General features: G+C 42.5%; 6 protein-coding genes. 2 read left to right on the top strand and 4 right to left on the bottom strand.

Features of this window, described 5'->3' with window-relative positions:
• Positions 1-155 precede the first annotated feature (155 nt).
• Both AAA970_RS21165 and AAA970_RS21160 read right to left on the bottom strand, forming a co-directional pair.
• Entirely contained in the window at positions 156-4250 is a 4095-nt protein-coding gene (locus AAA970_RS21165; protein WP_338238878.1) for an Ig-like domain-containing protein, read from the bottom strand.
• Positions 4251-5161: 911 nt separating this feature from the next.
• The gene (locus tag AAA970_RS21160; protein ID WP_338238877.1) at positions 5162-7528 is read right to left on the bottom strand and encodes a TonB-dependent receptor domain-containing protein; all 2367 of its coding nucleotides are present in this window, start codon (positions 7526-7528) and stop codon (positions 5162-5164) included.
• 320 nt (positions 7529-7848) lie between these two features.
• On the opposite strand from AAA970_RS21160, the gene AAA970_RS21155 reads away from it, so the two are divergent.
• Both AAA970_RS21155 and AAA970_RS21150 read left to right on the top strand, forming a co-directional pair.
• The gene (locus tag AAA970_RS21155) at positions 7849-8019 is read left to right on the top strand and encodes a hypothetical protein (protein WP_338238876.1); all 171 of its coding nucleotides are present in this window, start codon (positions 7849-7851) and stop codon (positions 8017-8019) included.
• Between the two features lie 368 nt (positions 8020-8387).
• The gene (locus AAA970_RS21150) at positions 8388-8798 is read left to right on the top strand and encodes a DoxX family protein (RefSeq protein WP_338238875.1); all 411 of its coding nucleotides are present in this window, start codon (positions 8388-8390) and stop codon (positions 8796-8798) included.
• A 745-nt stretch (positions 8799-9543) separates the two neighbouring features.
• On the opposite strand, the gene AAA970_RS21145 is transcribed toward AAA970_RS21150, so the two are convergent.
• Together AAA970_RS21145 and AAA970_RS21140 are read right to left on the bottom strand one after the other, a co-directional pair.
• Positions 9544-13845: an Ig-like domain-containing protein gene (locus AAA970_RS21145; protein ID WP_338238874.1), complete on the bottom strand. Its 4302-nt coding sequence runs from the start codon at positions 13843-13845 to the stop codon at positions 9544-9546.
• Between the two features lie 908 nt (positions 13846-14753).
• Positions 14754-15983, bottom strand: coding sequence for a M64 family metallopeptidase (locus tag AAA970_RS21140; protein WP_338238873.1), 1230 nt, complete (start codon positions 15981-15983; stop codon positions 14754-14756).
• Positions 15984-15992: the final 9 nt, after the last annotated feature.

Here is a 15992-nt window from a genome sequence, read left to right as displayed (position 1 = left end):
TGGAAAAAAATGAAATAGGAAAAATTCCTTCTTTTTTTCCGCCTTACCGCTAAACGAGGATTTAAGCATGAATATTCCGGGTTAAAAGCCAAAATTCTTTGCCACAAAAGCTAATTTGCTTCGGATAAAATGGTTTTTAGACACGCTCCACCTCTTTACCACTTAAGAATAGGTTGACTGTGCTTCCCGGTAGGGGTTTCAATCACCACAAAATACCAGCCCGGTGATAAAGCCCCTACCGAAAGCCGGCTAGTGGTATGGCCAACTTCCCAACGCTTTACGGTCTGGCCCTGTGCATTGATAATGGACACCTGCTGAATGATTTGCCCCTTGGGTGCCTGAATATTGAGCTCCTCCCGCGCGGGCACAGGGAAGACCTTAAACTCCCCGGCCATGGCAGAGGCCAATACTTTATTCACCTTGATATTGATCACTTGCTCCAGGGACCAACCTTCCTGTGTGGCGAACAAAGTCACTGCATGGTCTTCTTCCAAGCTTCCACTCAAAGTGGCGGTTCCATCCTTATGGTCTTCCAGACTTAAAGTGGACGCCAGGTTTTCGGTGGCAATAGCAATAGCAATATCATATCCGGCCAATCCTTTAAAACTAATCGGATAATTAAAAGCAGATCCGGCCATGACTTCCATACTTTGCTCAGCAGTGAACGATAATGGATTATCGATGGCTTTAACGGTCAGGATATATTCCTGGAATAATTCCCATTTTGCCGTAGAGGCCTTTAGTTTCACTGCAAAACCTCCTTGTTTTGGGGAGGTCCCTGCCAGGGAATAAGCACCTTCTGTCTGAGCAAGTTGCAACCAGTTGGGAGCCTGCACTAACTCCAGGGTCACCGGCATATCAATTTCTGATTGTACTTCAATGTTATAGTGATAATCCTCATATTGATCAACTTCCATTGCCGGCAAAGAAGCAAAAGAAAGCGGATTATCAATATCGCTTACTACCACGCTGAATTGGTGGCCTGCCGTCATTTGCCCATCTGTAGCAGAAAGGCGAACACTGAAAGTCCCTATTTCATCCGGTGTACCGGTAAGCAGCAATTCATTATGGCCATTTTCGTGCATAGATAGCCATTCCGGCGCATATTCAAGTTCAAAGGAAAGGTCATTTCCATAGTCATGAGTGGCCTGAGCACTATAAGAGAATTCATGATATAACTGTGCTACTGTAGCAGAGGAAGAGGAAAAGGAAATAGGGTTTTGGCCAATTTCTTCCAACTGAAAATCATCCAAAAGCAATACCCCTTTGGCCGCGGCTGATGTGGCATAAAACCCGAGGTATAAACGTTCGCCCGCAGGAGCCAGGAAGGGCAAGGTAACCGTTTTCCACTGGTCATCTTTCGTGATCAACTCCCCTATTGGCAGTTCCATCAAATAATCAACATGGTTGCTGTCCGCCAGGTAAACTTTTAACTCCTCCTCGAACACTTCCTCTGTGAGGGCATCTGCTACTGCCTTTACTCTAAACGAAAGTTCAAAGCTTGCTCCCTCCTCCATCGCGATAGGAGCAGAAAACAGGATATCTTTTTTCGCGGTGGCCATACTGAAATCCATCATCATCGCTCCGGACCCGCCCTGATCAGCATCCTTATCAGATTCGGCCACATATTTCCAACTGATGCCATCTTCATTCACATCCTCCACACTCCATCCCAGAGGCACCATAGCTCCGGCTTCCGGCTGCTCATCAAAGAATTCCACATAAGGAAAGGTTGAAACTAATGGATCCTCCATAGTGGTAAATGACCATACCGAATTATTCAGACTGCTCCCATAGGAATTGAACGATTCCACTTTCCAATAATAGGTCTCCCCGAAGGCCAGATGATTCAGGTGATGATGAGGTTGCTCCACCGCTAATTCCTCTCCATTCAACACATTGGTTCCTTCCGGATCAGTACCCACAGACAATTTATACCCATCTGTTGCTCCTCCACCATCTGCCCAACTCAAATTTAATCCTTTCATAATATCTACCTCCTGCGCACTCATGGCCGGGGATGGAGCGTTGGCAGGAAGCGGAAACCCATTACTGATTTTTTCCCAGGTAATATCATCCAGCAACATTTTGGTCAGGGCCGAATGCGTTGCGTGCCTAAAGGCGATATAGGGTCCCTTGGCGTTGGGACTGAATAAAATGCTATATTGCTTATAAGTGCTGGTCAAATCAAACGTCTCTATTGTTTCGAAAGTCTCCGGATCTGTTGGATCGGTCATCAGCCCCACTTCTAAAATTAAATCGTAGTCCTCTACGGATTTCTTGGCCTGAAATACCAGGCGATTCACATCAAAATTTTTCACCCCGGGGCTCACCAAAATCAGAGGGGAATCCGCATCATTCATTCTCATCATGCGCATACAATAGGGGCCGGAAAAGTATTCCAAAGATCCACCAATTACTTCAGGGCAAGTCAATAAATCCCAGTCCGATTTTATCTGAGACCACTTTTCGGGCATGGATTTCTCCGCATCAAAGTTTTCAAAAAAGGTATTCAATGGCGCGTAGGAGGAACCACTTAAGCTGATGACACTTTCACCACCAACCGAATTACTTTCAAAAACTAAATCTGCTCCAAAAGAATTTACCTCCTCAGGGTTAAAATACAGATCGGCAATGGCCGTTTCTCCCGCTTGAATAGTCCCGCTAAAATCTGAGGAAAAAGGTCCCGAAGAGCTACTCCCCCGGATGATTAAAGCACTGCGACCTGTATTTTGAATTTCCAGAGGTACTTTGATGCGCCCGCCTACTGAAATAGCGGGGAAATCATAGGTATCCTTTCCCAAAACCATTACCGGCACCTGCTCAATCTCCCTCACGCTGATATTATCGATCCAAAAATTTCGAGGACTCCACGCCCAGGTGCTGTGCGCTCTCCATCTCATGTACACATCACTTCCTGCGTATGCTGAGAGATCAAAAATCTCCAGCTGATACTCCTCCATATGAGATTCAGGCGTCATTTCCCCTACGATAACCCAATTTTCCCCACCATCGGTCGACACTTCAAAATAAGTGGACATAAAAGGGCCGGATCTAGGGGCTGAATTACTACTGTTTTTCCAATAAAAGGAGATTTCTGTATTTTCCGGAAGGTTAAAGCGTGGCGTCGTCAGGGCGAAATCCCCTTTTTGCCATGGGCTCACATAGGCGCCCATTTTTCCTTTATAGATATCCAGCGCATAGTCCGCAATATCCACTGCAGCCCAATCATTATCAAATGACCAATCGGAAGAATCCGGCCAGTTGGTATTCACAATTCTATTAATCCGCTTTCCGCTGAAAGAACTGATATAGTAGTCTTCAAAATCCACATCAAAAGGGTATTCGTTGATCACCTTCTGCGCTGTGAAAGCCAGCACTGGAGAGCTGGTAGTTTCCTCTCCTTTCTTCGCCACAATTTGATAATAATAAGTGGTGGAGGAAGCCCATAGCTCCTGATGCTTATATTCATAAGATCCATCTGCCGCAACCACCTGATTTTCGGCAATCAGCTTTAAATCCTCTTCGGACTCTCCTAAATAAAAGTCATACCGATCGGTATTACAGAGGTCAAATTTGATTGCAGCATTCGCGTCCACTTTGGTCTCATTGTTACCAATGGAGGTCACATAGGGCGTACAGGGTTGATCACCACTGTTTTCATAATAAAATCTAACATTGGGGGTAGCGTCATTCCAGGGAGCATTTCCCGTATTATATTCCGGAAAAGCGCTATCACTTCCACAGATCATTTGCTCCCCAGGCTTAGAAGTCCCAAAGAATAACCCACTGGTGGCCATAGAATTGCCGGAATGGTTCTGCCAGTGAATGATGATATGGCTATCTCCATCATATTCAAAATCATCAATGTCAATCTCCATCCAACCCTCTCCATTTGCGGGATAAGCGATGTCTCCCTCAAATACCTGCGTGTAATTGGCCAGATCCGGATATGCCGGGGAAAGCTCCTCACTGCTTACCTGTCTGAGGTAAATTTTTTGTTGTTCAAAAGCATACTCCCAGCCACCAAAATTTTTATTCGCATAAAAAGCGAGTTTGTTAATAGACTTGGCATCTCCTAAATCCGTTGATTTATAAATAAAACTTCCCCAGGAATATTTCCAATTGATATAAACCGGATTAGTAGTTTGAAGCGTCCCATTTCCGATTTCTACAAAATTCTGAGCTTCCGCTTTCGGTAGGGTAAATACAGAAAACAAAATCCCAAAGAGTAAAAATAATCTTTTCATAAGCTAAGGTTAATAAGGTAAATGATAGGCGAAACAAGCACTACACGTTTGATATCAACTTTCAAACATTGACTGTTCCATGCTCACAATACTACACCTTAGCTTCTCCAAAAAAAATAGGGGCTTCCCCTCATTTTTACGTTAATTGATATCAAATTATCAAAAATAACGCTCCATAGGCTAAATCATGAACACCAAATGAGTAATTTTTCATAAATATCATATTAACACCCCTTTATCAAAGCTGAAAAATACGCTTGCCTATTCCCCCTCCTCTTTTCCTCCAAAAAAGCTAATATTTGCATTATTAACCTTCGTACCAAAGAAAGCCGGAGCTTCCGCCACAATACCCTTTTCTCCTAATTACCGACAGAGTATAATTCGTTGCTTTTATGTGACCTTTTTTCAATGTTCGGATTGCTTCAAGTCTCATTTTTCAATATTCTCTCTTTATTTTCATTCCATTTTGATAAAAAACGAAACAAAAAAGCAAAACAGTAATCAATACCGGCGAACTATCGAACCTGCCCCAGCAAGCCCTCATGCCGTGGTTTGGTCCAAAAAGGAAAGAAAGTTGATTACGTGGAAATATAGTGGAGATGCCTTCCTGATCAGTAACAGCGCTCAAAGCTCATCGCCAATTACTCACAACCAATTAATTGAGGTGGAAGAAGGAAATAATCCTGATAACTCCATTCCGCTAAAAAGGCTACTCACCTGTTCAAGTCTGAAAAATCATTCGTGAAAATTTGGGCAATTTGTGGCCAAAAAAATCGGAATCAAAAAAGGCCACAAGCTTGCTGAGGTGGTGTAACCTTTACCACAACAAACCAATGGCCTTTAAATACTAAAAAGCGTGTAGAAAAGCAGCGATTCCCGCTTTAATCATTCAAAATTTGTCCACAGGCTTATTAAAAGCCCATGTCCATATCATCGCCTCCACCGGAGGTACGCCCTTTAGATCTGCCTTTTTTACTATGGTTGGACTGACCAAAGTTATAGGTCAGCGCCAAATCCACGGTTTGGAACAACATATTAAAAGTCATGTCCTGATAGTAGTAGGGATCCCAGTTTTTAATTTGGAACTGCATCAAATTGAAAGGGTCATTTACCTTCAGGGTGGCGGACATCTTATTCTTCAGCATTTTTTGCTTCACCGCAATATTGGAAAAGATGAAGGCATCTCGCTCCCCATTGGTCACATTTCTGGGGGCGGAATATCGCACCATCGCCTGCAGGCTGGCACCTTTCCACAAATCAAAAGTATTGTTCATGCTCAGGTTATAGGCAAAACCTTCTGCCACGCTCAGTTCCGGATATTCATCCCCCGGATCCATATACTGATAGAATAAATTAGCCGATCCCATTACTTTCCACCAGTCGGTGGGCTGTGCCATTAACATGAAGTCAAAACCGGCATTTTGGGTGGAAGCCAAATTGGCATAAGTACTGTATACGATATCATCTTCCCGATAATTTACACGGGTAATGTCTTCAGTAGAGTAACGATAATAAGCGATAGAGCTCAACGATCCCCAGCTAAAATTATGCGTGTGACCCAGTTCATAACTATCGGTAAAGGAAGGACTCAAATAAGGATTACCTGTACGAATATTCTGCTCATTGGAACGATCCTCGAAGGGGTTCAGCTGGCGAACGCCGGGTCTGGAAACTCTTCTGGAATAACTGGCTTTTAATTTATCCTTATCCGTCAGGTTATAATTCAGATGCAGAGAAGGATAAAAAGCGAAATAATCATTCGGATATCGATCAGTCTCCTCCGTGATTAATTCAGAAGCAATCTGCGCCTGCTCCACCCGGAAACCTAACTGAGCTTGTAGTTTCTCACTGAACTTCCCGTTCATCACCCCATAAAAGGAGTTCACCAATTCATCATATACAAAATGGTTACTACGGCTGGGATCTGATATAAAATCCTCCCCGCTATCACTAGTGCTCACTTTCGTATTCTGATCAATTTTATTATAGGTCGTTTGCCAACCTGTTTCCAGCTTCCATTTTTGAGAAAGCGGATGCACATAATCCAGCTGAAAGTTGATATTGCGGTCATTATAATCCACATCATTAATCTCTCTGGTACCAAAGGTGGAATAACGAGTCATATCACCATTGGCAAAGGTGAAATTGGCGGTTAACTTCTGCCCCGGCTTATTAAAAGTACGCTCATAATCTATCCCAATGTTTTGATTGATGCCATCATCATTACTATTGGAAATTTGCTGAAACTCCGACAAGATATTGCCATCGGCATCTCTATTGCTGGTTAACAAATTATTATAGGAAGATCTACCCGAAAAATTCAGGCCTCCGTTCATTCCCAGGGTATTTTTTCCCCAGCTATATTCAGCCCCTAACTGAAACATATGAGAATCCCGCCCCATTTTCCGATCTGAGGTCTGCTCCATGATAGACTCTACCTGACCATCTTCATCAAAATTCGTTCTAAAAACATCCTGCTCCGCCAGGCGATTGCGCTGGCGAAAACTGTAGCTGGCATTTAAGTTCAATCCATCGCTGTAACGATTCACATTGGCCGACAAACCGTAATTGTCATAGGATCCGGCACTTGCGGTCACCCCTCCAAAGACGCCACCTTTGCGGTCTTTTTTCAATACCACATTGATGATTCCCGCGGAGCCCTCAGGGCTAAATTTGGCCGAAGGGTTGGTGATTACCTCCACTTTATCGATCATATTGGATGGAATCTGCTCCATTAAGGTGGCCGGATCAGAGCCCATTAATTTGGACGGTTTTCCATTAATCAAAATGCGCACATTCTCACTTCCTCTCAAAGAAATATTGCCATCCGTATCCACCTCAACCATAGGAATATTTTGCAAAACATCCTGAGCTACTCCCCCTTCGGCAGACAAATCACTGCCCACAGCATAGGTCTGGCGGTCTATAGAGTTCACATATAACTCCCGTTCCGCCTCCACTGTCACTTCGGAAAGTTCCTGCACCGCATCCGCCAATTGAATTCTACCCAAATTCACCGCTTCGGATCTTCCCGGAAAAAACTTCACTTTCTCCTCCAAAGTTACCTCCGCATAGCCCATGCTTTGCACTTTCACGATGAAGATGCCGGCAGGAATTTCTTTTAAAAGAAACTTCCCATTGTCTTCACTAATGGCCCCATCCACCAAGCTTTCCGGATTTTGCGCATCATATAATGAAATCGTTGCATAAGGCACGGCCTGACCTCCTGCATCATAAACCTCCCCACTTAAGGTTCCTATTTTAGGTCTTTCGTTCATTGGAGGTAATTTTCTTCCTCCCCCTGGGCCTTGAGCCATAGCAAAAAAATTAGCCACAAGCATCAGGCATAGTGCCAGGCTAAAAGTAATATTTTTCATTCCGATTATTGAGATGTTATTTCTGATGATAAAGTCTATTCAAAAATAGGGTAAGCAATCGAACATTTCGCCATTTTTTCTACCAACACGGTATATTCCTCAACCAACGGTCATGAATTAGTCCGATATTAAAAAAATTCATCCCCTAAGGGCTCGATTGATCAAAAGTGGAAGGCCATCGTTTTAGGAATTTGTTTATATAAAAAATAACAAAACCTAACATGCAGAATCGATACTTTAAAAAGGCGGAGACCATTGTGGCCATTGCACTTATCCTTGGAATGGTATGGGCCGGAAAGAAAATTGAAACCAATGCCAAAAAAATTAAATCCGCTTTCATTAGTCAGCATGATGATCCTTTAAAAGCCTATATGCCCTGGTGTGAAAATTAGCCCGAATAAATCATCCCCAGATTTGGCTATCCACCCGAAAGCACCTACTTGCAATGATTTTAGCTGGTTCTATTTCTATTTTCAACGGCCAAATTTGGGTGCCCTTATTTTCTAATCATCTTTTAGAAGGAGAAAACTCAAAATAGGAAAAATTCCTTCCTTTTTCTGCCTTGGTGCTCAACAAGGATTATGCATGAATATTCTGGGTTGAGTCAGAAAATCAGTTTAGACAATAGCCTACTGCCCGTTAAATAAGGGTTTTTAGACCTACAAAAAATCCTTAACTCCACAGGAGCTTCGCTAGTTCCGACATAATTGTTATCCGTGGATCTTTTTTGGATTTATCACATTCGTGTACCTTTGCGCCCATGAATGAAATTATCCAATCCTACGATCAGTGGGCAAATGCGGATTTCGCCTTACTCTGCCTGAGGCTAATCTCCGGCGCCTTTTTGCTTCGCCTAAGCATCCATAAAATCCGACATTATGAAGAAAGCCTGAAAACCTTCCCTGTATTTTGGGGATTGAAGCCCGAAAATGCACTCCGGCTGACCCTCATTTGTCAATTACTTTTTACGCCCCTCATGATGACGGGCTTATTTTTCCCTTTTGCAGTGAGTGGTTTGGTGATCATGTTTTTGGTAATCACTCTGGATGTTCATAAAGGATGGAGTTTTGCCGACCATGAATTTTCCCTGCATTACCTCACTTTTTATTTGATATTGCTACTATCAGGAGCTGGAAAATACAGTTTAGATGATGTGTGGTTTGGCCATTAAAGTGTTTAAATCGTAAATTTATTATTGATAAAAACCGAAACAAAAAAATCAAGGCTGTGACTAATGTCGGCGGGACAACGAACCTGATAACGGAATCCATCAAGGCGACATTTGGAGAATGCAGGTGACGGGTGAAATATTGCTAAAATGTCGCTGTGATGCCTTCTTGTCGCCAGCAGAACCTTTGTCTAACCGCCCATTGATCAAGGCCGGAGGGTTGATGTGGAAGATTTTATACTATAAAGTCAATACTGTAAAAGATAGTGATCTAGCTCATAAACAAGCGCTCAAATCAACCCTCATTGGGAACTAGATCATGCCTATAATTTGTACTTTTATAAAAAAGCCGTGTCATTCAGGATTAACCCGAACTATTCACCGCTAAATTTATTAACTGATCGCAAGTGGCTTAATTTAATTACAATATATTTTCTTTGATTTATAATAGCCCAAATTTGGTCAAGCTTGCTTTCTGCTCATTCATCTTTTTTGTAGGAAAAAACTCGAAATAGGAATGGCTTAATGGCTTTGCCCGTAATGAATGAGTCTAAATTCATTCGTGATCATTCGGGCCATTCGTGGCAAAAAAAATCTCAAAAGCTTCCCGCTGCTCTCATCGGTCAATAAAAAGTCCCGAACCAAAGAATTGGCCGGGACTCCTATTAAGTTTGAGCTAAAAAGCTCCGATGAGTATTCTTAAAACCCCTTGTAAACAAGAAGGTTAAAATTTCTATCCTTTTGGGGCTTAATACTTCACAATTTTCGTGACTTTATCCCCCAGGGAAGTTTTGACCTTCACGATGTAAACACCTGCAGTCCAATCCCCTGCTTTTACAGTTTCCTCCATATTGGCAGTTCCTCCCAACATTTTGCTGTAAACCGGACGACCGTTAACGTCAGTAACTACTAAAGATTCAAACTTTTCATTTTCTTTTCCCCGGTAAGTCACCTTCATTTCATCCTCTACCGGATTTGGTGAAACCCCGCCATATAGTTTTTCAGGATCTTCCCCATCTTCCACCACATTGATCGTCACTACTGAAGAAGAGTAAGTTCCTTCATCTGTGACCATTTCCGCACGGATTTCATAAATTCCGGCTTCATCAAAGTAAAGAATGGTCTGATAAGGGGAATCGGTCAACTCAGCTGAAATTTGACCATTTACATAAATGTAAACTTCAGCTATATAGGAGCTACTGGCTTCCACCTGAACAGGAACGGCATTATTCACAAAATAAACGGCTCCTTCTGTAGGATTAATCAATCGGATTTCATTATCCGGATCCTGGGTTACTGTCACAGTTGAAATCCCCGAGAAAGCCACCTGATTATTCTGATTGTAGGCAATGGCCTGAATTTCAAACTCTCCTTCATGTTCGAAGGTATATTCGTAATCATAGTTCGGGGTGGTAACAGAAGCGACTACGATTCCATTCACGCGGTAATCAATACGATCAACCGCTCCCTTAATTTCCACCTGGAAAATTTCAGTGGTTCCGGGAAGCAAAAGCTTACCATTATCCGGATTTACCAAGTGAACGGTTGCCTGTGTATTGGGCACCATTTCAAAAGTAACCTCTTCGGTGTCCATATAATGCTCGCCCGAAATATAAATTTTTGCATAGAGCATTTGTTTTCCGGAACCTGCTGGGGCATAGTCTATGCTAAAAGGAGCAGTGGTTACGGTTTCAGCCAATTCCCCATTAAGGAAATATTCTACATAATCCACTCGATTAAGGCTTCCAAAAATCTCAAATGGAACCTGACTTCCTTCTGTATATTGTGCGCCATCGGTTGGGCTGGCAATCGCATAAGTACCACCTTCAAAGTCGACTACAATATTTCTTTTGTCCTCGGCCACTAAGGTGTTGCCATAATATGCTTTGGCTTCCAATACTTTATCTCCACTTTGAGTAAAGGTATAATCCAGGGCAAAAGGTGCCTCTGTACGCTGACCAATTTTTCGGCCACCTACATAAAACTCTACCAGGTCCGTAGCAAAACCGTCAACTTCCACTGCCATATTCAAAGGCTCATTTGGCTTGACTAATTCCCCTTCTTCAGGAGTCACAAAATGAACCGTACCTTCCACCGCTATGGAAATTTCATTGGCGGAAGAGGTTAATACCTCATGCCCATTTTCAAAGGCCACCGCATAAATCTCCTGATTTCCAATCACGCTAAAAGCAGTAGTTGCTTCAAAAGGTGCTTCTGTGGCAACAGCCACTTCCAATCCATTGGCAAAATAACGCACCTCATCAATATTTCCGGTATAGCTTACCCGAAGTGGGACTTGCGTATTGACCAAATAACGCTCTCCGGCAGTTGGAGAAGTTAGGTTTAATACACCATGTACATCTTGTTTTACTGAAATATTAACCTGATTAGTTGATGTAGCCAATAATTCATTATTATCATCATAAGCCTTGGCCAACACTTTAAATTCTCCCACTTGTGTTAGGTCATAACTTGCGTGGAATGGAGAATTAGCGGAAGAAATCACGACCTGATCATTCAATAGGTAATCCATTCTTGCTACCCCATTAATGGCTCCGGAAATTTCCAATTGCATCGCATCTCCCACCAAATATTCCTGACCGTCGACAGGGTTGGTCAAAGAAATGGCTACATTCACCGGATCCACAATCTGCACAATACGCTGGGTGGTGGTCGCCAATACATTTCCAGCTTTCATCATTTTCGCAACAATCGGCAAATCATCTCCGGCCTGCTCAGTAACATAATTGAATTCATAAGGGGCGCTGTGTGCAGAACCTACCAATTCATTATTTAAATAATAATCAATCTGGTCAATATCCGTAGCCGTTGGAGTGGCTTTGAAAGGAATAGTGTTCCCTACCGTGAAGGTGGTGTTATTCGCCGGGCTTTCCCAGGAGATGGAATAATCATCCACTACTGAAATTTGGTGAACCCCTGAAGTGGCGATGACCTGCTCATCCTTCACCGCTTTAGCCATTACCGCATAATTTCCTGCTTCCTCAATCGCTTTGACACCCTCCGCATCATTAGTGAACCATTCATCATTCACATAGAAATCAATTTTATCAGCTTCTGCCCCTAACAAGTCCGCTTCGAAAGCAATCGCTTCCCCGACATCGTAAGTCTCTCCGGCTTTTGGTGAAATCAGATTTAATACCGCCTCATCTGGTTCTACTATGGTAAAAGTTGTACTGTTTTCATCCAGCACAGCTCCGTTCCAGTAAGCTTCGGCCTTTAAGGTATATGGACCCGCTTCCTCTAAAATTAAGTCATGCGTAAAAGGAGCAGCTACTGTAGCGATTTGAGTGCCGTTTAAAGTATAAACTACTTCGTCAACCACCTCTAAATTCCCTCCAACCTTCAGCTGAAAGGTTTCGCCTGCCGGTAATTGTGCTCCGGCTGCCGGGCTGGTCACTAACAAATTAATCTCCTCCGGATCTACCAATACGATTCTTCGAACACCACTCTCCGCAATAACATCCCCACTATAAAAACCTTGGGCAGTTAAGGCTGGATTGGCTTCTACCAAAGTGTGATTAAAGGTATATGGTGCTTCCTGCACCTGACCTACCGCCTGACCATTTACATAAAATTCTACATAATCAAAGTCAGCATCTGAGGCTTCCACTGTCAAAGGCACTTCGGAACCTTTCAGGAAGGCAGCGCCTTCTGCTGGTGTTTGCCAGGACAATTTACCGGACAGCTGATCAATATTAACGGTATGGGAAGTAGAAACGGCTTTTTCTTCTCCATCTTTATAAGACTTCGCCAAAACATGGTTGGCGCCCACCTGATGGAACTTATAGGTAATCTCATAGTGAGGGGCATCTTTTGAACTGCCTACCCACTCTTCATTGACATAGTAAGATACAGAATCTACCGGCGCTTCGGTGGTAGAGGCTTTAAATCCGACCTCAGCATCTCTCAGGTGATAGGAATCATCAAAAGGCTCCACCAAAGTAATATCGTAAGCATCCAGCTCTTGTTTGGTGATCTCAATACCATTCAACATCGGGTTTTCAACAATGGCTTCTAATTCAAGCGTTGCCAATCCGTTCAAAGCCACAAATGGAATATCGACGAAACCACCTGTTGCTGCTCCAAATCGCTCCACGATATCAAATCTACTCAATACGGTACGACCATTCATGATCACATCAAATACACGGTCACCCACTTCTGAAGTACCATGAAAACCATCTGCAAAAAACAGTCTCGCTGTATATTCCCCGGAGGCCAATGGAAATTCGTAAGAAAAAGTACCAGTGGTGGAGAAACGATGAGTATTGAAAATCTCTGTTTCCATTTGCGAAACATCGACCGCGTCATCGTACTTATTTATTGGAATTGAGTAAGTGTTATCGGAACCAAGATCTTTGATATACAGGGAAGGATTATTCTCATCATCCACGGACCAATCCAGGCCATCATCCTCCGTCAGCGCAATACCGCCAACATTTACACGATACAAAACATTGGAAGGGTGAACAATGAAGTCTAATGAGTTTTCTACCGACTGACCATTTTCATTAGTCGCCTTTACGATGATCGTTCCGGAATCTTTACCTTCCGTTGGAATATTTACGGTCATGGTATTTCCAGAAATGGAAGCTTCCACCAGGCTACCGGAATTGGATTTGATACTGTAAGTCAAAGGCTGACCTGAAAAATATTCATCCAAATTAAAAATCTGGTCCGGAAGACCATTTGCCCAGTCCATCGTAGGAAAAGGTTGAGTAACGGAAGGAGGAGTTGGCCCGGCCTCACTGATCGTAATTTTATAAGCATAAACAGCGGAATTACCGGCTTTCGCCTTGACCGTTAAGCTTTCGCGTACGGTGATTTTCTCACTGTTGGATCCGCCATTGGAACCGTTGCCCGGGGTGCTACCATCTAACGTCCAGCGAATAGCTGAAGAAGAAGTTAAACTTACGACTACCTCGTCCCCATTTGGACAAGCCGCAAAATTTATGTTCTGGGCGTTAGATACACCCATGCCGACGAATAAGGCCATAATTAGCCCCATCCAAAACTTTTGGTTACTCATAAAAACACTCAAACTTAATAGTCACTCAATTCCATTTCCGCTCAGGAGAGCAGAGAAAAAAACAAATAAAAACTTGACTAAACGCTAAAACACTATTCAGAAAAGTAGATTAAAACTTATTACTTATAATATTTAATTGTTTTAAAATTCAATACTAAAACTGTATTAAATCAAAAAAACAAATTATTAATTTACAAAAACTATCCTCCAACAAATTTAAAACTATCAAAAAATATAAAAACAACACTTTCTATTCCTTTACTAAAATTTTCTTTGATGTAAAAAAACATATATCTAATTCTCCCTTTTTATAAATTCTATTCTTCACTCTATTTCAAGATGTTACCAAAAATGCAAGCAGTATGCCGAAAATGCCTTCCGAAGGAAAAACTTAGACAAAGCCCTCATTTACACCTTGTTTGTGAATCAGCCGTTGGGTGAATCAATAGCACCGCCTTTCATTCCAATACTTTAAGAGGGCAATTCTATGACCAACCGGCTAATTGACTGATCAACAGTTGTTAAACAAAAACGATTCCAAGAAACAAAAAGAAGGAAAGGGAACTGCATTTTCCCTTTATAGTGAAAAAGTATTCACTAATTTCATCAGAAAATTGATGCAAATCGATCTAAAAAAATATTACTTTTTTATACAAAACGTATGTTTAATAAAATGGAGTGTAATAAGATAGCCATATAATTATATTTTGACAGGTCGTTTATCATGGCATTCCTAAAAAGTCAATTAAACAGCGTAATAATTACATTTAAACATTCCCCTAATTAAATTAAAAAAAAGGGCTCATTTTTTATTATTCTGTTAACCCAAAAAGCTCCTTCTGTTTAAGTATTGATTTTCAGCAGATTAAAGAAATTCTTGAAATTTCCCCTGACTTTTTAATCCATTTTTAATACAATTGGATCGTTTTTTGAAGGGCGGCCAAACACACTTTACAAAATGGAACCTGACGATAGCCAAACATTTTGCAATCAATCTGGGGTCGGAAAAATCCCTGGTATTGATGGCCGGCTCCTTCAAAAGCGCCCACTTCCATAGGCCAATTTGGCCGATACAATAGGGCTTCCAGCTTCAAATTTTCTTGTTCCAGAAATTCTTCCCAATCCTTCCCGCTTTGAATATTGGCCTGTTGCATACGCTCCTCCTGCTCCAAAAGAAATGCCTCATAAGGAATTTTATTCCAGGGAGAGGGGATCTCAATATTAACTTCCGTCTTCCAGGGAAGGGCCTCCAAATCATCCCCCACATTGGGTGCCCAGCTCAGAAAAAAGGGATTTATAGGCGCAGATTCGGCCTGCAAGGGGTAGTATTCATCCGCTAAGTCTGACAACAAATGTCCTAATTCATGGATAAAAATGACCTCGGCATATTCATTTTCAGCCCCAACGGTGGCCACCTGTTGATAGATACCTCCTCCTAAATAGGCAGTCCGGTTCCACAAAACCACCTTATAGTGGTGCTGTACGCTACTCAGCTCTTGGTTTAATCGGTGTAGGGCCAAGGTCAAGGCATAGCGATCAGCACCAAAAATATTGCTTTGTAAGCGCAGGTCGGCACTATTCTTTTTTAAATTAATGGCCTTCAGGCTAATCTGTTGACGATGTTCTTTAAAAGGGGGCGTGGATAATAAAGCATCCGATAACGCCCGGGCTTTCAATTCAAACTGACGCTGAGCGCCGGTATCATAATCCACGCCGATCAATAAAATACATAGCGGAGCATCTGCAGCCAGCGCTGGGTTCAGCTCCTTATAGTCTAGAGCAGGACAGGGAAGCGCTTTAATGGAGGAAATCGGCATTTGGGCGACCAGCTGATATTCTCCCGACACCCTGGAAAGCAGCCTTACAGCATAGGCAGTGGGTAATTTTGGAAAGCGAAGGCTGGCCTGAAAACTTGCTGTACTATCCTTTGCCCCAGGCGTGGTTAAAAAATCAGTCCACAGGGTACTCAGCTGACTGCTATAAAGGGTGTCACCCGATTGATTCAACAATTGAAATTGATGACTTCCTCCTTCCTTTATGGCAGGAAAAGAATAAGCGGGGGCGCTTTCCAGAAAAAATCCCACGGAACGAATTTTTTCCTGCTCCCAATTGCCCTCATGATAAAAATCCCATCTCACAATAGGTTG

It is taken from the genome of Persicobacter diffluens (assembly GCF_036244895.1).
Lineage (GTDB): Bacteria > Bacteroidota > Bacteroidia > Cytophagales > Cyclobacteriaceae > Persicobacter > Persicobacter diffluens.
The sequence above is the reverse complement of the archived record's forward strand: the minus strand, read 5'-3'. Positions and strand labels throughout refer to the sequence as shown.